The organism is Aquimarina sp. I32.4 (assembly GCF_002924285.1).
In the GTDB taxonomy this organism is placed as follows: Bacteria; Bacteroidota; Bacteroidia; order Flavobacteriales; family Flavobacteriaceae; genus Aquimarina.
In genome coordinates, this window is record NZ_PGUB01000035.1 from 26311 (window position 1) to 45328 (window position 19018).

The 19018-nt window shown below is 32.1% G+C and carries 18 protein-coding genes; 14 read left to right on the forward strand and 4 right to left on the reverse strand.

The features are described from left to right. Nucleotides 1-4 precede the first annotated feature (4 nt). From CVD18_RS09860 to CVD18_RS09870, 3 genes are all read right to left on the reverse strand, one after another. Entirely contained in the window at nt 5-1027 is a 1023-nt protein-coding gene (locus CVD18_RS09860; RefSeq protein WP_103865274.1) for a glycosyltransferase family 4 protein, read from the reverse strand. A 100-nt stretch (nt 1028-1127) separates the two neighbouring features. Further along, the gene (locus tag CVD18_RS09865; protein WP_103865275.1) at nt 1128-1925 is read right to left on the reverse strand and encodes a Kdo domain containing protein; all 798 of its coding nucleotides are present in this window, start codon (nt 1923-1925) and stop codon (nt 1128-1130) included. A 3-nt stretch (nt 1926-1928) separates the two neighbouring features. Then, nucleotides 1929-2576, reverse strand: a complete 648-nt coding sequence (locus CVD18_RS09870; RefSeq protein WP_233194519.1) for a methyltransferase domain-containing protein — start codon at nt 2574-2576, stop codon at nt 1929-1931. Nucleotides 2577-2721: 145 nt separating this feature from the next. Between CVD18_RS09870 and CVD18_RS09875 the strand changes: the two genes are divergently transcribed. The 10 genes from CVD18_RS09875 (at nt 2722) to CVD18_RS09920 (ending at nt 13303) form a co-directional block, all read left to right on the forward strand. After that, nucleotides 2722-3651 (forward strand): glycosyltransferase family 2 protein, encoded by a 930-nt coding sequence (locus CVD18_RS09875; RefSeq protein WP_103865276.1) that lies wholly within the window; start codon nt 2722-2724, stop codon nt 3649-3651. Then, nucleotides 3638-4762: a glycosyltransferase family 4 protein gene (locus tag CVD18_RS09880; protein ID WP_233194520.1), complete on the forward strand. Its 1125-nt coding sequence runs from the start codon at nt 3638-3640 to the stop codon at nt 4760-4762. Before CVD18_RS09875 ends, CVD18_RS09880 begins: the two co-directional genes overlap by 14 nt. Beyond that, nucleotides 4755-5324, forward strand: coding sequence for an L-threonylcarbamoyladenylate synthase (locus CVD18_RS09885; protein WP_103865277.1), 570 nt, complete (start codon nt 4755-4757; stop codon nt 5322-5324). The genes CVD18_RS09880 and CVD18_RS09885 overlap by 8 nt, the downstream gene beginning before the upstream one ends. A 7-nt stretch (nt 5325-5331) precedes the next feature. Continuing rightward, on the forward strand, nt 5332-6756 hold the full coding sequence (locus CVD18_RS09890; RefSeq protein WP_103865278.1) for a CCA tRNA nucleotidyltransferase: 1425 nt from the start codon (nt 5332-5334) through the stop codon (nt 6754-6756). Nucleotides 6757-6779: 23 nt separating this feature from the next. Then, on the forward strand, nt 6780-7796 hold the full coding sequence (locus CVD18_RS09895; RefSeq protein ID WP_103865279.1) for a COX15/CtaA family protein: 1017 nt from the start codon (nt 6780-6782) through the stop codon (nt 7794-7796). Between the two features lie 43 nt (nt 7797-7839). After that, on the forward strand, nt 7840-8352 hold the full coding sequence (locus tag CVD18_RS09900; RefSeq protein ID WP_103865280.1) for a hypothetical protein: 513 nt from the start codon (nt 7840-7842) through the stop codon (nt 8350-8352). A 198-nt stretch (nt 8353-8550) separates the two neighbouring features. Further along, nucleotides 8551-9609 (forward strand): nucleoid-associated protein, encoded by a 1059-nt coding sequence (locus tag CVD18_RS09905; protein WP_103865281.1) that lies wholly within the window; start codon nt 8551-8553, stop codon nt 9607-9609. Between the two features lie 183 nt (nt 9610-9792). Beyond that, nucleotides 9793-10800 (forward strand): hypothetical protein, encoded by a 1008-nt coding sequence (locus CVD18_RS09910; protein ID WP_146052748.1) that lies wholly within the window; start codon nt 9793-9795, stop codon nt 10798-10800. 254 nt (nt 10801-11054) lie between these two features. Beyond that, nucleotides 11055-12635 (forward strand): type VI secretion system tube protein TssD, encoded by a 1581-nt coding sequence (tssD, locus tag CVD18_RS22550; protein WP_158250424.1) that lies wholly within the window; start codon nt 11055-11057, stop codon nt 12633-12635. After that, nucleotides 12635-13303, forward strand: coding sequence for a hypothetical protein (locus CVD18_RS09920; protein WP_103865283.1), 669 nt, complete (start codon nt 12635-12637; stop codon nt 13301-13303). The genes tssD and CVD18_RS09920 overlap by 1 nt, the downstream gene beginning before the upstream one ends. A 59-nt stretch (nt 13304-13362) precedes the next feature. Here the strand turns inward: CVD18_RS09920 and CVD18_RS09925 are convergent, their stop codons facing one another. Then, complete coding sequence (locus CVD18_RS09925) at nt 13363-14433, reverse strand: hypothetical protein (protein ID WP_103865284.1); 1071 nt, start codon at nt 14431-14433, stop codon at nt 13363-13365. A gap of 219 nt (nt 14434-14652) precedes the next feature. Between CVD18_RS09925 and CVD18_RS09930 the strand changes: the two genes are divergently transcribed. The 4 genes from CVD18_RS09930 (at nt 14653) to CVD18_RS22340 (ending at nt 19013) form a co-directional block, all read left to right on the forward strand. Next, nucleotides 14653-15555: an ABC transporter ATP-binding protein gene (locus CVD18_RS09930; RefSeq protein WP_103865285.1), complete on the forward strand. Its 903-nt coding sequence runs from the start codon at nt 14653-14655 to the stop codon at nt 15553-15555. Between the two features lie 5 nt (nt 15556-15560). Beyond that, a complete protein-coding gene (locus CVD18_RS09935) occupies nt 15561-16394 on the forward strand; it encodes an ABC transporter permease (RefSeq protein WP_103865286.1) in 834 nt (277 codons plus the stop codon). A gap of 170 nt (nt 16395-16564) precedes the next feature. Beyond that, the gene (uvrB, locus tag CVD18_RS09940) at nt 16565-18571 is read left to right on the forward strand and encodes an excinuclease ABC subunit UvrB (RefSeq protein ID WP_103865287.1); all 2007 of its coding nucleotides are present in this window, start codon (nt 16565-16567) and stop codon (nt 18569-18571) included. Between the two features lie 262 nt (nt 18572-18833). Continuing rightward, nucleotides 18834-19013, forward strand: coding sequence for a hypothetical protein (locus tag CVD18_RS22340; protein WP_146052749.1), 180 nt, complete (start codon nt 18834-18836; stop codon nt 19011-19013). The last annotated feature ends 5 nt before the right edge of the window (nt 19014-19018 follow it).

Below are 19018 nucleotides of genomic sequence, written 5' to 3' on the forward strand. Positions count from 1 at the left end.
CTCTTTAGTTTAAAAATAAATCATCGATTTTTTTAGAGCAATTTTCCCAAGTATATGACAACACTGTTTCTCTTACATCAGTTTTAAGTAAAAAAGCTTTTTCTATTAGTTCTACAACTTCTTTGTAATTGGCTTCAACATCAAACAAAAATCCATTCTCACCGTGTGTTATAATATCAGGACAAAAACCTGTTCTTGATGCCACTGAAACACAATTAGACATCATAGCCTCAAGTACTGGCACTGGTCCTCCTTCTAATAATGAAGGAGAAACAAAAACATCTATCCTATTATAAAGATCTGGATAAGATTTGTAAGATACATTATTATAATATGTGAAATTAGGTAAGACAGAAAGCTCCTCAAACCTATCATAATTTTCCCAATTACGTCCAATCAAATAAAATTCTCGATGAGGCATATTTTTAACCAAACCAAAAATTAAATCGGGATTTTTCCTAGGATGAAAACTAGAACAAAACCCTACATCTCCTGCTCCTCTTTCATGCTTGTAAAAAAAGCTAGACGATGTGCCCATATGTATAACTCTAAGTATACTAGGCTTCACTCCTATACTTATCAAATATGTCTTAATTTCAGAATTGAGGCAAATAACATAATCTGCTTTATTAAGACACCACACCACATGTACTTTAGAGTATTTTTTAGACCAATTAGGATGAGTAAACATTACTACATTTTTCTTATTCAATATATTCGGAGTACTACGTATACAACGGCAAAAATAATTTTGATAAATGTAGTAATATGCATCAGCATCGGGCAAATCTCGTAATTTATTATGATAATAAGTCTCTGTATCTAATGAGGAATACCGAGACAAACGTCTTACTTTGGCCCCAAAAATCCAATCTTTATCTTTTTCTCTTGCAACGTAAACAACTTTTTTAATTGTTTTATCAGCAGATTTTTTATAAAATTTAGACCATAATACTGCAATAATATATTTCCATTTATGAAATATTAAAAAATATAATTTCTCTTTAAAATCGATTTTTTCTGGCATATTTATCTTGTTATTTTTTTTGTTTTTGCTCCCACAATATCAACAACCCCAAACAGCTTTTGTTAATCAAATAAATTATTGATAGCTAAGCATTAAAAAATTAAATAGGGCTATCTGAAATCTCGTTTTTATACTTTTTTTTCCAGAAAAAAATTCTTTTTTTAATACGGATTTTTCGATAATAACGATATTGAAAATCTTTGGTATATTGCCACATCAAGTTGAATATTTTTTGTTCATCTCCACCAGAACATTTTGCATACTCATTACTCATTATTTCTATCATTGGTCTATGAATTGTAAGTTTAGCAAAGTTTTTAATTCTAGTATCAAAATCCATAGTACCAAACTTCATTCGATTCAGATCAACTAGATAAAATACATATCCATCCTCTTTTTTTTCTATTAAAGTATTACCTGGTGAATGATCAAGAAAATTTACTCCATTTTCATGAAGTTTATATGTAAATCTAGTAAAAGCCCTAAGTATATCTTCATGATCAGGAATACTGAAATCTGTAGTTAATTCTCTATACGTCAAATCACAATCTATTAATTCACTTACATAATAACTTTTCTTAAATAAAAAAAGAGTTATCTGAAGCTCATAAGCTACAGGAAAAGGTGTATTTATATCAAATTCGAGTAGTTTATTCGCATATTCGTATGATCTTTCTGCTTTTGATTTTCTAAAAAAACGATAAACAACTTGATTAAGAATATTAGGCGTTTTAAAAGACTTTATAGTATATCTTTCTCCACCAATTGTTACTATTTTTATCACATTACGTTCAGCAGCACCTAACACCTCTTTATATTCTTCAAATTCGAAGATAGCTTTATCTACTTGATTACTTACAGGACTATACTTTGGATGTATTACAAATTTATTTTGCATTACTTAGTTATTATTTTTAAATCTTGTAACTGTAGCATATTGCGGATACCTAATATCTAATTGAGTAAAAAACAACGGAATATTATACAAACAAGGTTTTAAAGATTTACATTTATTAATTTCTTCGTTTGTCATTATCAAATATCCCGTTTCCTCATACATTCTACGGATCCTTTTTCTTGTAAAAAATCTAAGATAAATCCTGTCTATCACGCCAAAATCTTCATATAACCAATCTTTTTTTAATAAAATTCTCATAAACATACTATGTACTATGGTATCGAACTTATTACTACACCCTTTTGAAGTAAGTGTATGCTTTATCATATCCAAAACCATATATGAATCTACCAAATATTCTAAGACATTATTGAAGCATATAGTATCAAAATAATTATCAGATAATTCATTAATATAATCTTTCCACTTTCCTGAAAATATTTTATCTAATTTACCATTTACAACCTGAGTCTCTTTATCCATATACTCTACACCCCACACCTCAGCACCTGTTTGTTCTTTTAAAACCCCTACAAATGCTTCATTACCAAATCCAATATCAATAATCTTTTTAGGACTATTATGTAAATATTTGACCATTTCATGTTTTATATTATCATAATACCCCTCAGGTTTATTTTTATAGTCCATAGATTTGTATTTCTGCAAATATATTCAAATAAAAAGTACAGTAGTATATCTCATAGATTTGTATTATAAATTTTGAATGCTATCGCAATCATTTGTTTAATCTGTTTTCAACTTGTACTTTTGATTTTTAAGCATAAAGCTAATCATGAAAGATATTTCAGTAATACTTATAAACTACAACTCATCCACTTTTACCATTGATTGTATCAAATCTATTTTAGAACAGACCTCTTCTTCAATCTCTTATGAGTTTATTGTTGTTGACAATGCCTCAGAAATAGAAGATTATACTGTTTTAAAGAAATCAATAGACCAACTGAGGTTACCAAATCTAAAATTAGTAAGAAGTAAATATAATACTGGATTTGGAGGTGGAAATATGTATGGGATACAATTTGCAAATGGCAAATATTATGCCTTTGTTAATAACGACACCGTTTTACAAAATGACTGTCTTGCTATAACTTTTAATTTTCTTGAAAACACGCTAGATGCAGCCATTTGTTGTCCGCAACAATATAACGAGAAAGACGAAGTTCAAAAATCTTTTGATCACTTTTTAAGTCTAAGAAGAGAACTTTTTGGAAGAAAAATATTGGAAAAAATGAATCCTTCTAAATTTCCAAAAAGAAGAAAAACATATTCCAATCCCATAAAAGTACAGAGTGTACCTGGCTCATTTTTAGTGGTAGAAGCAGATGCTTTTAATAAAGTGGGGGGATTTGACACTAATATTTTTCTGTATTATGAAGAGACAGATCTTTGTTATAGAATTGCTAAAAACATAAAAAATGGTGATTGTTTTCTTGTACCAGAAGGAAGATACACTCATTTCAAAGGACAAAGTACTGGAAAAAATATAGCCATCAAAAAAGAGCTCAAGATATCCTTACTATATGTATTACGAAAGAATTCAGGGTATTTAGCCTATGAAATCTTAAGATGGTGGTTAACCACTAAATTCTTTTTTAAATGCATTTTTAAACCTAAAAACTTTCAACTTTTCATCTTATTCTTAAAAGGAGCTCCGTTAAGTTTATCATTAAAACAAAAACAAACCATTGCAGAACAATAATATACATATCCTACATTTATCAGCCGTTACGAATTGGGGTGGTGGTGAAAACCACATCGAAAATCTATGTAGCGAACTTTCTATCACTAATCCCGAAGTCAAGAATACAATTTTTTGTGTAAACAATTCTCCTTTTCATGAAAGGTTAAAGAATACAGGTATACAATTTACCACCGCAACTTTAGGTATAAAAATAGATCCAAGGTATATTTTCGAACTTGGGCGTTTTTGTAAAAAAGAAACCATAAACCTGATTCACATACATGATCCAAGTGCAATTCAGTTGGCCATAATTGCAGATAAGCTATATAACTTACCTCCATTTATTTTTAGCAAAAAAACATCATTTCCTATAAAGCAACGCAAAAAGACTTTATACAAATACAATTATTCTAAGATTAAGAAAATTCTTTGCGTATCTGAAGAAACTAAAAAAGTGGCTGAAAAAGGAATCTACGATCATGATAAACTTATCACAATCTATCATGGTACAAATTTAAAAACAAAAAGTTCAGAAACATCTTTCCAACTGCGAGATAAATACAATATTCCGAAGAGTAAAAAAATCATAGGGAATATTGCTAATCATATCAGAGCAAAACATCTTGACACTTGGGTTGATATTGCAGATAATCTTATCAATAAAGAAAAAAGAAATGACTTTTTCTTTGTACAAATTGGTACGTTTACTGAAAGAACAGAAGCTCTATTAAACCGTATAAAAGAATTAAAATTAGAAAACTATATGTTGTTTTTGGGGTATACCATCAACGCTTCAAACTTTATTCCGCAATTTGATATTTCTCTAATCACTTCACAGAGTGAAGGAATACCTCAATTTATCTATGAATCCATGTATCATAAAGTCCCCGTAATCACTACAAATGTTGGAGGTATCCCTGAGATTATAGAACATAACAATAATGGATTACTTTCTGATATGCATGACCATAAAACTCTAGCAAACCATGTAGTAAATCTTTCTAAAAACCCACAACTACAAATGGATTTTATTGAGAAAGGATACAAAAAACTTATAGAAAATTTTACTACCAACAATATGGCACAACAAACTCTGGTAGTTTATAAAAAAACCGTAAATAATGCCTGATCAACAAATAGAATTAGAAAAAACAATTACCATCCTCAAAAAGGGTGGAATTATCCTCTACCCTACAGATACTGTCTGGGGTATTGGATGTGATGCTACCAATGCAGAAGCAATCGATAAGATATATGCATTAAAACAACGAGAAGAAAGCAAGTCAATGATCTGTTTAGTAAATGACTTCAAAATGCTACAACAATATGTAGAAGAAGTTCCTGAGGTAGCTTATGATGTATTAAAGTACGCTACAAAACCTACCACTATCGTTTACGATAGACCTTTGCGAGTCGCAGAAAATATTATTGCTACAGACAATACACTAGGAATACGAGTGGTAAGAGATCCTTTTTGTGGAAAATTAATCCGAAAATTTAAAAGGCCAATTGTTTCTACTTCTGCCAATATAAGTGGAGTACCTGCTCCAAAAAACTTTAAAGAAATATCTTCTGCAATTTTGGAAGGCGTGGACTATGTTGTAAATTTGCCCTTACAAAATAAAGGAGCAAAACCCTCTTCTGTTATTAAGATCGGAGGCGATAGCACCGTAAAAATTATTAGGAAGTAATTGATTCATGTCGGAAGTCAAAAATTATAAAGAAGCCTTACAACACCCCATTTTTAACACCATCATTCAAGCGTCTGAAAATTTACAATTGGATAGTTATGTCATTGGTGGTTTTGTAAGAGATCATATATTACAAAGAGGAACAGCCAAAGATATTGATATTGTAACTGTAGGAAGCGGAATAGCATTAGCTAAAGAAGTTTCAAAACTATTACCGCATCGTCCCAAAGTACAGATTTTTAAAACTTACGGGACTGCCATGCTAAAAGCTGACGATATAGAAATCGAATTCGTCGGTGCAAGAAAAGAATCTTATTCTGAAGATAGTCGTAACCCTATTGTAGAAAACGGAACCCTGACAGACGATCAAAATAGACGTGATTTTACAATCAATGCATTAGCTTTACACTTATCTACTAAAAACAAAGGAGATATATTAGACCCTTTTAATGGGCTAGAAGACTTACAATCAAAAATAATTCGCACTCCTCTAAATCCAGATATCACCTATTCTGATGACCCCTTGAGAATGATGCGGGCTATTCGTTTTGCGACACAACTTAATTTCAAAATAGAGTCAACTTCATTAAAAGCAATAATAGACAATAAAGATCGCATTAAGATAATTACCAAAGAGCGTATTGTAGATGAATTACATAAAATATTGTTGAGTAAAAAACCTTCAATTGGTTTTAAACTACTTGAACAAACAGGCTTATTAGCCTATATTCTTCCAGAAATTACAGCTCTAAAAGGTATTGATGAAGTTGAAGGACAAAAACACAAAGACAATTTCTATCACTCTCTAGAGGTTGTAGATAATATTGCTAATAATACTGATAACCTTTGGTTACGCTGGGCAGCATTATTACATGATATAGGCAAAGCTCCTACAAAGAGATTTAGTAAAAAAGTAGGATGGACTTTTCATGGACATGAATTTGTAGGTTCAAAAATGGTATTCAAACTTTTTAAAAGGTTAAAAATGCCATTAAATGACAAAATGAAATTTGTTCAGAAAATGGTATTGATGAGTTCTAGACCTATCGTCATTGCATCAGAGGTTACCGATTCTGCCGTAAGAAGACTTGTATTTGATGCTGGAGATTATATAGAACAATTAATGACTCTTTGTGAAGCAGATATCACTACAAAAAACCCAAAACGTTTTAAGAAATATCATAATAATTTTAAGATTGTAAGACAGAAAATGATCGAGGTAGAAGAACGTGATCATATTCGTAATTTTCAACCTCCTGTTACTGGAGAAGAGATTATGACCACTTTTAATATCAGGCCTTCTCGTGAGATCGGAATCATCAAAGAGGCAATCAAAGAAGCCATTCTAGAAGGAGAAATACCTAATGAGCATGAAGCCGCTTATGAATATATGATAAGAAAAGGAGAGGAACTGGGGTTAAAAAATAACTAAATACCTTTTTAAGGTGTAAAAAAATGAAAAAAGACAATAAAAGAGTAATATACTGGCTACTTACAGGATGTGTATTAATTTTTGTTATGGTTGTTGTTGGTGGAATAACGAGACTTACCCATTCGGGATTATCAATTTCTAACTACAAATTGATTTCAGGAACAATCCCTCCTATGAATGATAACGAATGGAATGCTGCTTTTGATCTATATAAGCAATATCCTGAATATCAAAAAATCAATCACCAATTCACCCTCCAAGATTTCAAAAACATCTACTTTTGGGAATGGTTTCATAGAGTTATAGGAAGATTTATTGGCGTCGTATTCATAATTCCCTTTATTTACTTTTTAATCAGAAAACAATTAACCAAACCCACTATCAAAAAATCAATACTATTGATGCTCATGGGAGGTTTTCAAGGGTTTCTGGGATGGTTTATGGTAAAAAGTGGGTTGATTGATAGACCAGATGTAAGTCATTATCGCCTTGCAATGCACCTTACTGCTGCATTTATAACTTTTGCATATACATTATGGGTTGCTCTAGATCTTATCTATCCAACAAGAAAAACAGTAAATATCAAATTTAGAAACCTCATTAGATGGGGACTTGGTTTTCTTTTACTACAAATTATCTATGGTGCTTTTGTAGCAGGGCTCGATGCAGGTCTTTTACATAATCACTGGCCATTAATGAATGATCAAACAGTAATTCATGAATCTGTATATATCGAGCAATCCCCTTTTATAAAAAACTTTATCGAGGGAAAAAGCGGCGTTCAGTTCATACACCGCTATCTAGCATATCTTGTTGTTGGTTTCATTATTTTTATTTGGTATCGAAGTAAAAAGATGGAAAAAAACTACATTCAGTCTAATGCTCTCAATACGCTATTATTCATCGTATGTCTTCAATTCCTACTAGGTATTTTCACCTTGATTTATAGAGTACCTATCACACTAGGAGTTCTGCATCAAGTTGTAGCTTTTTTCTTATTAGGGGCAATGACTTTTTCATTACATCGTTTTAGTAAATAATAATGCTTTTGTAGTATCTTTGCATTTCTTAATTAGTAAAAAAATGATATACCGTTTCAGAATAATTCTGGATACAGAAGAAGATGTGTTTAGAGACATTGAAATAGAGCAAGATACTACCTTAGAGCAGTTTCACAATGTGATTACTCAGTCTTTTGGTTTTGACGGAACCGAAATGGCTTCTTTTTATGTGAGTGATGAGCAATGGAATCAAGGAGAAGAAATATCTCTATTTGATATGAGTGAAGGAAATCAACCTGTTCGATTAATGAATGAGACCACACTTAGTGATGTAGCTAATGAAAGTTCTCCTAGACTAATCTATGTCTATGACTTTCTTAATATGTGGACATTTCTTGTGGAACTAGCGGAAGTAGCAGAATATGAAAACGGAAGAGAATATCCAAACATAATGTATATTCATGGCCAAATACCAGATCAAGCTCCTGAAAAAGAGTTTGTAGCAGATGACGAATATAACGAGGATGATGACAATGATGATTTTATAGACTTTGATGAGTATGGAGATCTTGGTTTTGACGAAAACTGGAATTAACTCTATTTATAAAGAATACCTATAGAAATCAATAACCTAGGAGCTAGTTTACCTGATACGCTTTTTTGAAAAGGTTTTTTGATTTTGAAACAAATCTGAAAATATCAAACCCTCTGTGAGGGATCGAAAACATTAAAATTTTTAAACTAAAAGTGACTTAGTAATAACACTACTTTGTTATTTTGAAATAATAAGATTATGATCAACTTATATAGCACGCAGATTGAATCGTTATCAGTTCACCAGATAGGAAATAAGAACAAAAACGAAAACATTTTCTTATCAGAATCTCCATATACACTCAATGATGAATTAACTGCGCTACTTAAAGAATACTTCTTTAAACCTTTTAGAGAAAAAGAAGAAAATTATTTTCAGTTTGCCAATGAAGTAGATATAGAATTCAATCCATTATATAAGATTGTATCCGAGATTTTTGACCACCCTTCATCGGTACACGAAAAATCTAAGCGAATTGCCTCTTTACTTTTTGAACAATCACAACACCCTCATATCAAAAGCGGAGAAGTATATATTACCTACCTCGACAATGTAACTATTGATAATGAAAAAGTTGATGCTGTAGGTATATTTAAATCAGAATTAAAACATGATTTTCTTCAATTTGGACAAAAAGAGTCTGATATCGAATTATTGATTCAACAAGGGGTAAATCTTAACAAGCTTGATAAAGGATGTCTTATCTTTAATCATAAGAAAGAAGAAGGATATAAAATTCTATCTGTAGATTCCAACAAATATGACACCAAATACTGGTTAGAACATTTTCTTGGAGTAGAAGCTTTTGCAGATGAAAATTTTTACACTAAAAAGTACATGAAATTCTGCCAGGATTTTGCTAAAGATGTAGTACTACCCGCAGAAGATAAGAAAGAAGAAGTAATGTTTATGAATCGTGCTGTAAATCATTTTGCCAAAAATGATGAGTTTGAAGAAACCGCATTTCTAAACGATGTAATAGACAATCCAGATCTTATTCCAGAATTTAAGCATTATAAAGAAGAAAAAGCACCTAAATACCACATAGAAGACCTTACTACATTCCCTATTGCCAATAATGCAGTAACAGCTGCTCGTAAGAAAATTAAAAACGTCATCAACCTAGATACCAATGTGCAAATAAAAATGGATTTTATAAATCCTGAATCAGCAGAAAAATTTGTAGAAAAAGGCTGGGACGAAGAAAAACAAATGTATTACTACCTAGTATACTTCAATAAAGAACAAAAAACATAAAATAACCGATATTATTATCAGAAGATAAAGGCATTGAATTTTCTATCTAATTGTGTTTTTATCTTCTGTCAAAAGCATCTATTTTTTTTACAATTACTATCCTTTTTAGGATAGTTTTTTTTTTGTATTTTTATCATCATTTCCTACCCTACAATAACATCATTATTCACCTAATTTATAATTATGAAGAAAATTGTATTTCTATCAATGTCATGTGCATTGTTATCATTAACTAGTATTGCTCAAAGCACCTTTCCTGTTAACGGTAATAATACAGGAGTTGGAACAGTAAGTCCTACTGCCAGATTTGTTGTTCAATCAAATTCTGGGCAAACAGAAGATTTAGCCAAATTCAAAGTATCTGATGCTCCTAATGATTATTTTCAAATTTCCAATGCTACAGGAACTGTAAACCAATTCATACCAACACTAAAAGGGCATCATGAATCAGATAATAGACCATCAATATATGTTATGGGATCCACATCTGACAACAATGATAATGGAGGACACTCCATAGTAACATTTGATGCTCGAAGACCAGCTGGCCCCATACAAACCAGACCCTTATTTTCATGGACCAGTTACACTACAAAAATGATGACAATGACAGCCAATGGTAAGCTTGGGATAGGAACGACTACTCCTTCTTCAAAACTAGAAGTTAGAGGAGTTATTAAAACATCATACTCTAATGATAGACATGTAAGTCTTTTTAATTCTGGAGATGGCAACAGCTACATCAATATTGTTGGAGGAGCAACTAATTCTCGATTTGGCTTTCAAATTGATGGAGGAAGTAAGATGTCAATATTAAAAAATGGTAATGTAGGAATCGGAACATCAAGCCCCGACTCTAAGCTGGCCGTAAATGGTAAAATACATGCTAAAGAAGTAAAAGTCGATCTGTCCATCTGGCCTGATTACGTTTTTGAACATGAGTACAACTTACAAACCTTAGAAGAGGTTGAAAATCATATTATAGAAAAAGGACATTTACCTGATATCCCTTCTGCTGAAGAAGTAACGCAAAACGGTATTCAACTTGGAGAAATGAATGCCAAATTACTTCAAAAAATTGAAGAACTCACTATATATATGATTGAACAGAATAAGAAAACGGCAAAACTTCAAAAAGAAGTAACTTTACTTAAACAGAAAAATTTAGAATTAGAAAAGAAAATCAAATAACCTAAAATACAAACCCAGATAAAAAATCTGGGTTTTCTTTTTCACCCCCTCCCAATAAGGGGGTACCCCCTTATTGGGAGTGTTCAATAAAGCATGCCGCAAAACCCTATTAAACAATTACTTACACAGTAAGTTTTGTGGTAAAACCGTAACAATTATATAAATATCTATAAGCAAAGTAATTCTGTTTGTGTTATATTTACCTCATTGTAAAATTTAAACACACACAACTCATTAAAATCTAAAGTCATAACATGCGAAGTAATGTAAAACTCTATATCGATGGGTATAGTATTCCTGTGCTGTCGTATACAGAAGTAGTACAACAACAAACCGATTGGAATGGGAGACCATCTACTGCGCCACAAGGAGGATTCTACCAAATAATAGTACCCGATATAGGCAGATGGACCTACCTGTTTGATGAGTGGGCATTAGCCCCCAATATGAGAAAAGGATGTACAATAGAAGAAAAATCCTTTGAGGGAGATAAGATGTTTAAAACACTAGAGTTTCAAGGAGCTTTTTGTGTGGGGCTAAAAAATATAGGATATACCATAGATGGGCCTGTCTATATTCTGCTAATCTCTACCCCTGTTGTAATACGTAATGGCGAACAGGTACTCTCTAAATGGTGGAGAGAAAATGACGCTACCTCTACAAACCAACCTATAGCCCAAGAGGAGGAGGAAGAACTTATAAAAAAATGGAAAACCATCTTTAAACCCAATCGTAATGAACTAAGTAAGGGCAATTATGGTTGGGATGAGTGGAGCAAATCACTAGAACGCAACTGTACCTCAGACAAAACCAACTACCACAATGCCTATACCCGTATCGAGGTAGATGGCGAGGATTATGCTGCACCTATACTTAGTATGAGAAAAGACCAGACTATTACCCTGCAACTAGATCATACCACCCGTAGTAGAAACGAATACAGCACTGTGCAGATAGAACCTCATCCTGATTTTGATATACACCCTACCGATATTATAGATGCCAAAGAAGTAACCATACGTTGCCTCAATAATGCTACTGATCTCTCACAGATCAAGATTACCGCAGATAACAATCCCGCAGGTATGCTAGAGATATATCACCCTAAACCCAAATCTATACAACTAAGATGGGTGTTTGTAGAGATCAAAGGGGGATTAGTAAACCCTGATAAAGATGAATTAGGAAAAAAAATTACAAAACAAAAACTAGAAAGTTATCTAAAAAAAGCCTTAGCTCCTGCTTTGATAGATGTAGATATTGTTAATGAAGAAGCAGAGATACTGGATATCCATAAACTAAGAGCATTAACTGCCAAAAGTAAGCTAGATCAAAAAGGAAACTATATCAAGCAATCTCTAGCTGAGTTTGATACTACATTTCAAAAAGGCGATCGTATCAAATTTACTGAGGCTGATAAAACTACATTTCTTAGAGAGTTGCATCATCTTTATAAAGTCGATACCATAGGTACCACTAATGTTGCGAATGAGATTATTCTATTTCTTACCAACCTAAAGTGTAGAATCCCTAATGATAATGATGCTTATGATTATTCTAATGGGATCAGTTTAACAGCAAGTGGGGTCTCTGCTATGTTTATAAAAAACGAAAAGATACAATCTGCTGTAGAAATCCCTCATGAGGTCTTGCATGCTATAGGACTACCCCATACCTTTATAGAAAAAGATAAAAAGGGCAAAACAATAAATAAAGGGCAAAAACATACCTTTACAAAAAAGAGTACCAAAAATTATATGGATTATAGTAGTATCAAAAAACAAACCCATAAATGGCAGTGGGATCAATTATATAACAGTAAATACACAAAGTAATGAAAACATATTGTATTACAATTATAACCATCTGTATATGTATTACTGCCTGTGATAGTACCAAACAGTTTACTACCAATGATACATTATGTAATTATGACGACCCTATATTTACGATTACCCAAGAAGAAATGACCTTTGATATAGATAGATATAAAAAGCAATTAAAAAAAGGAGGGAATATAATTATTGAAAATAATGATAGCTATACTAATATTATATATCAATGGAAAGGAGACAGTGTTATAACAAACAAACAAACAGATAAACAGGCAAACATAGAAAAAACCATAAAATATGATACTAAAGGTCAATCTTTAGTATCATATTTTATGTATCATTCAATACTTATAAATAAAGCAACCTATTACGATAATATCGGCAACATCACTAAAGTTATTGACTATAGGCAAGCAGATAAATATCCTATTTGTTATAAAGAAGCTCTAAAGATTACAGAAGGATTAAAAAGAAAGAGAGATTCTATATTTGCTATTACCAGAGATAGCTTGGTAACTGATGTAAAAAAGACTTATGTATGGAAAGTCTTTATAGATGAGCCACAAGACCCAGAGGTTACACAACATGCCAAATCATGGTGCTATGTAATCAATGCACAAACTGGTAAAGTAATAAAAAAAGTAAAGGTTACAGCAAACCCTGGGTAAAATCAAATCCGTTTTATACAATAGAACTTCTAATAACTCAAGGTATACATTTAGTAATTTTAATCCCCCTCCAACAAACGTTTCATATTTACGTTTTCATAATTTCGCCTCACGAAATCCATTGCTGTTTTTAGTACTTCTCCCATAGATTTACTACGTCTAAATTTTAAATCCAGAGTAAAATTGTACAAATGTTCTCGTAACTCTTTTAAATTCTCTTCTGTAGAGATAACATCTTTACACATACATGTTACCAGAGTTTCATAACGAGATCTTGATGTAAGTACTCTTTTTGCCAAGATAGAACGCTCTTCTTTCTTATACTGTTCGATAGAATTAGGCTGTAATTTATTCATTACAATAGCCACCATATCATAATTTTCTTTAAAAAACTGAGGTTGATACACCTTTAATTTCCCTTCATAACACTGTTGATCAAAATCAATAGCCCTAATTTTGTATTCTACATGATCAAAATCATGAATTGGGATAATCACATAATTATAAGATCGCATATCTCCCAATAACCTCACTTGGCAACGTTCATTAAATTTCACAAATTCCTTAGCTATCTGTGATTTTGCTTGGTCACTCAAATCTGACAAAAAATCCTTGATAAACACATCGCCAGGAATTCCAGCAATGTGCTCCTCTATCAATGTATTTTTATATACCAAAAAGTTGATTCGGTTTGGAGAAAGCATATGTTCCAATTCTAAACCATAGATACGTGATGCATCTGCCTTCTTTACATAAATATAAGTATAGTTATCATTAAGAATGTTCCTTACTTTTATTCTAAAAGGCTTTGAGTTTCCAAAAGTACAATAATCAATTGCATCAATATTCAAAAACTCTATTGCATCCTCATTACCATCAGAATGAAGAATTGAATATGCTTTTTTTAAGCTTGATTCTATTTCTAATCGTTCATGTTCTTCATAATACACACGTACCCATAATGTATCTTCATCATTACTATCATACACAACTATAGACCCCGAAAATCTAAGTAAATCATCATAAAATACTGGGATTTTAATGGTACGATTACACTCTTTCAGATAAGCATCCAATTTATCATTAATAGGATACGTAGGTTTTTTTCTTGACATTAGTTTTTCTGCCATAATCTTCTATCATTTCACAAAGCAAGTTACAACCTTTTAAAACAACAAATCAAGAACCCTGAATCAAGTTTACATACTTTTTTCAAAAAAAATATTTAGAAAACCAAACACTATCAGAACTCCTGTATCATCAAAAATCAATAGATAACCTCTAGTTTTCTTGTAACAAAACCTTATACTTGTCGTCTTGTTTTATATAACCACCAAAAACAATTACAATTGGAAAATATTCTCACTATAAATAACCTCACCAAAAAATTTGGGGCACTTACCGCCGTCAAAGACCTCTCTTTTACTATAAAAAAAGGAAATGTATACGGCATTCTTGGACCTAATGGAAGTGGTAAATCTACTACCTTGGGCATTGTTCTCAATGTCGTTAATAGCACTTCTGGTAACTTTACTTGGTTTGACGGAAACACGTCTACACACCAAGCATTAAAAAAGGTAGGAGCTATTATTGAGCGTCCTAATTTTTATCCATACATGACCGCAGAACAGAACCTTAAACTGGTATGTAAAATCAAAGGTGTATCTGATCATAAAATCGATGAAAAACTTGAAACAGTAGGCTTATTAGATAGAAAAAACAGTAAATTCAAAACTTTCTCTTTAGGAATGAAGCAGCGTCTAGCCATCGCATCTGCATTGCTTAACGATCCAGAAATCCTTATTCTAGATGAACCTACCAATGGTCTAGACCCACAAGGTATACATCAGATCAGGGAAATTATTAAAAAGATTGCTGCAAAAGGCACTACCATATTATTAGCTTCTCATTTACTAGACGAAGTAGAAAAAGTATGTAGCCACGTTGTTATCATAAGAAAAGGGGTAAAATTATACTCTGGACCCGTTGATGATATGAATAAAAGTTTTGGGTTCTTTGAGTTAAAAAGTGAGCGAAAATCTGCATTACTCACATGGTTATCAAAACAAAATACCTTTAAAGATTTTAAAGAAGGGGAAGACAACAAAATCACTGCCTTTTTAGCAGAAGAATTAGATGCAGAAAGCCTTAACAGGCAACTTTTTGAAGAAGGAATTGTACTTACTCATCTTGTAAAAAGAAAAGAAAGCTTAGAGGAACAATTCTTACAATTAACCAACAATTTAAACTAAAAACCATGTTACGACTCCTTCAGATAGAATTCATAAAACTTTGGAATAATAAATCAAGTAAATTCTTAATTTTATGTTACTTTGGTTTATTAGTCTCGATTGCGCTATTTGCATCAATCAAATTTAATATTGGACCAATACGATTTCATCTTGCAGAGATGGGAATCTTTAGCTTTCCATATATCTGGCATTTTAACACCTTTATTGCCGCTCTTTTTAAACTCTTTTTGGCAATCATCATAGTATCTATGGTCGCCAATGAATACAGTAATAAAACTTTAAAACAGAACCTAATCGATGGATTGAGCAAAAAAGAATTTATATTATCAAAGTTTCTTACTGTATTAGCTTTTTCTGCTATCTCTACACTATTTATTTTTGTTGTATCCCTACTCTTAGGCTTATCATTTTCTGATTTTAATGAAGTAGGTATCATCTTTAGAGATTTAGAGTATTTGATCGCTTATTTTATAAAATTAGTTGGTTTTTTCTCCTTTTGCTTATTTGTAGGAATACTTATTAAGCGATCTGCGTTTGCTTTAGGCTTTTTATTTATGTGGTTTATTATAGCAGAAATTTTTCCATACATCTACTTAATGTCTAAGTATTCAAAGGAATTTGCAGATAAAGTATTTGCTTTTTTCCCTTTTGGATCTATGTGGAATCTAATTGCAGAACCATTCACAAGATTAAATGCCGTAAAATCTATCGCCAGTCAGGTTGGCGAAGAAGTAAATCGTGACTTTGCTGTACATTGGTATGAATTGTTAATCGTATTAGGCTGGACCTCTATTTTTATATTTCTATCGTATTATCTACTCAAAAAAAGAGACTTATAATAATATTACGTTAGCTTCTAGAAATAGAGACAGGTTGTATACTTATTTCTAGAAGCTACTATTGCTAGTTATAAATTAATCAATAATTAGTATGGATAAAATAATTATTGATCCATTTTTTTCAAGGAATAAAATGAGTTCAGTATCTTTATTCTGAAAAAGAAAGCTACATGAAGTTCGAACTTGAATCTGAATTCAAGCCTACAGGTGATCAGCCTGAAGCCATCCGACAACTCGTTAATGGTATTGAATCCAACGAGAAATACCAAACTCTTCTGGGAGTAACAGGATCAGGAAAAACATTTACTGCCGCCAATGTCATAAAAAGTGTACAACGACCTACACTTATATTAGCACATAACAAAACACTGGCAGCACAGCTCTATTCAGAGTTTAAACAGTTTTTTCCTAAAAACGCAATAGAATACTTTGTATCCTACTATGATTATTATCAACCAGAAGCTTACATTCCTACTTCAGGAACTTATATAGAAAAAGACTTATCTATCAATGATGAGATTGAAAAACTGAGACTTAGTGCTACGTCCTCTCTTCTTTCTGGCAGAAGAGATGTGCTTGTAGTAGCTTCTGTTTCTTGCTTATACGGTATAGGTAACCCCGTAGAATTTCAGAAAAATGTAATTTCTATAGAAGCAGGACAACTTGTATCCAGAACTGCATTATTGCACCGCTTGGTACAAAGTCTTTATTCAAGAACCGAAGCCGAATTCAAACATGGAAACTTTAGAATCAAAGGAGATACTGTAGATATTTTTCCTAGCTATGCTGATGACGCTTTTAGAATTCATTTTTTTGGAGATGAAATCGAAGAAATTGAAGCCTTTAATGTACAAACAAATGCTATCATCGAAAAATATGATCGACTGAATATCTACCCTGCTAATATGTTTGTTACCTCACCAGAAGTATTAAATGCTTCTATTGATCAGATCGCTCTTGATCTAGGTAAACAGATAGAATACTTTAAAGAAATTGGAAAACACCTAGAAGCTAAGCGATTGGAAGAACGCACTAATTTTGACTTAGAGATGATAAAAGAGCTTGGGTATTGCTCAGGAATCGAGAACTACTCTCGATATCTAGATGGCAGAGCTCCTGGCACAAGACCATTCTGTCTATTAGATTATTTTCCAGATGATTATTTGATGATTATTGATGAAAGTCATGTCACTGTACCCCAAACGCATGCTATGTATGGTGGTGACCGCTCTAGAAAAGAAAATCTCGTAGAATATGGTTTTAGACTTCCTGCTGCTATGGATAACAGACCTTTAAAATTTGAAGAGCTTGAAGCATTACAAAACCAAGTTATCTATATTAGTGCTACCCCCGCTGATTATGAACTACAGAAGAGTGAAGGTATCTATGTAGAACAAATTATCAGACCTACAGGATTATTAGACCCTGTTATAGAGGTTCGTCCAAGCCTTAATCAGATTGATGATTTGATTGAAGAAATGCATAAGAGAATTGATGTAGACGAACGTATTTTGGTAACAACCCTTACCAAAAGAATGGCAGAAGAGCTGGCTAAATACCTTATACGAATTGACATACGATGTAGATATATTCATAGTGATGTAGATACATTAGAACGAGTAGAAATTATGCAAGATCTACGAAAAGGTATTTTTGATGTCCTTATAGGAGTAAATCTATTACGAGAAGGACTAGATTTACCAGAGGTATCATTGGTTGCTATTCTTGATGCTGACAAAGAAGGCTTTTTAAGAAATAAAAGATCTTTGGTACAAACTGTAGGACGAGCTGCTAGAAATGTAAACGGAAAAGCGATTATGTATGCAGATAAAATTACAGATAGCATGCAAAAAACTATGGATGATACAGAATACAGACGTCAAAAACAAATGGATTATAATACCAAACATGGCATTACCCCTACTGCGATCAAAAAATCTATGGACAATGCTTTATATGGAAAAAAAATAGAACCATACACATTCGAGGCTGCTCCTACTCTAAAAGCTGCAGAAGAAGAAACTGCATATTACACCAAGGAACAACTTGAATCTCGTATTCGTAATGTACGTACCGCAATGGAAAAAGCTGCCAAAGAATTAGATTTTGTATCTGCTGCTCAATTACGAGATGAAATAAAAATGCTACAAGGCAAAATTCAAGATCAAAAAGTGTAAGTACTATTATATACTCAACAATTATCTTTCAATATTTTATATTAAAAAAATATGCCTCATTTTATCTTAGATTGCTCAGAACATATTCTTGAATTAAAACCCCCAGAGGAAATTATACAGGCAGTATATAATACAGCTAATGCTACTGGGCTTTTTGCCAAAGGAGATATTAAAATACGAATAAACCCTTATAAATATTATAGGGTGTACGACAAATTTCCCTTTTTGTTAAAATTTAGTATTTTTATTAGAAACATATTTAATGGATATAAAGACTCAAGCCTCGTTAATCTTCGACAAACATTTTGAACAATGGTTATCTGATCCTTCTCGTATGGAGAATGGATATCAATACGAATCTACGTACGCTGCAATGATGTCAAATGTTGAGCAAGAAGTTTTACAATTATCTGTTGGTCGTGTTCCCAAGAGCAAGAACTAATAAAA

Coding starts and splice junctions, on each gene's coding strand:
- CVD18_RS09895 (WP_103865279.1), top strand. CDS start 6,780: ATGAAAAAAGACAATAAAAGAGTAATATACTGGCTACTTACAGGATGT.
- CVD18_RS09860 (WP_103865274.1), bottom strand. CDS start 1,027: ATGCCAGAAAAAATCGATTTTAAAGAGAAATTATATTTTTTAATATTT.
- CVD18_RS09925 (WP_103865284.1), bottom strand. CDS start 14,433: ATGGCAGAAAAACTAATGTCAAGAAAAAAACCTACGTATCCTATTAAT.
- CVD18_RS09900 (WP_103865280.1), top strand. CDS start 7,840: ATGATATACCGTTTCAGAATAATTCTGGATACAGAAGAAGATGTGTTT.
- CVD18_RS09920 (WP_103865283.1), top strand. CDS start 12,635: ATGAAAACATATTGTATTACAATTATAACCATCTGTATATGTATTACT.
- CVD18_RS22340 (WP_146052749.1), top strand. CDS start 18,834: ATGGATATAAAGACTCAAGCCTCGTTAATCTTCGACAAACATTTTGAA.
- CVD18_RS09885 (WP_103865277.1), top strand. CDS start 4,755: ATGCCTGATCAACAAATAGAATTAGAAAAAACAATTACCATCCTCAAA.
- uvrB (WP_103865287.1), top strand. CDS start 16,565: ATGAAGTTCGAACTTGAATCTGAATTCAAGCCTACAGGTGATCAGCCT.
- CVD18_RS09875 (WP_103865276.1), top strand. CDS start 2,722: ATGAAAGATATTTCAGTAATACTTATAAACTACAACTCATCCACTTTT.
- CVD18_RS09870 (WP_233194519.1), bottom strand. CDS start 2,576: ATGGACTATAAAAATAAACCTGAGGGGTATTATGATAATATAAAACAT.
- CVD18_RS09910 (WP_146052748.1), top strand. CDS start 9,793: ATGAAGAAAATTGTATTTCTATCAATGTCATGTGCATTGTTATCATTA.
- CVD18_RS09865 (WP_103865275.1), bottom strand. CDS start 1,925: ATGCAAAATAAATTTGTAATACATCCAAAGTATAGTCCTGTAAGTAAT.
- CVD18_RS09905 (WP_103865281.1), top strand. CDS start 8,551: ATGATCAACTTATATAGCACGCAGATTGAATCGTTATCAGTTCACCAG.
- tssD (WP_158250424.1), top strand. CDS start 11,055: ATGCGAAGTAATGTAAAACTCTATATCGATGGGTATAGTATTCCTGTG.
- CVD18_RS09935 (WP_103865286.1), top strand. CDS start 15,561: ATGTTACGACTCCTTCAGATAGAATTCATAAAACTTTGGAATAATAAA.
- CVD18_RS09890 (WP_103865278.1), top strand. CDS start 5,332: ATGTCGGAAGTCAAAAATTATAAAGAAGCCTTACAACACCCCATTTTT.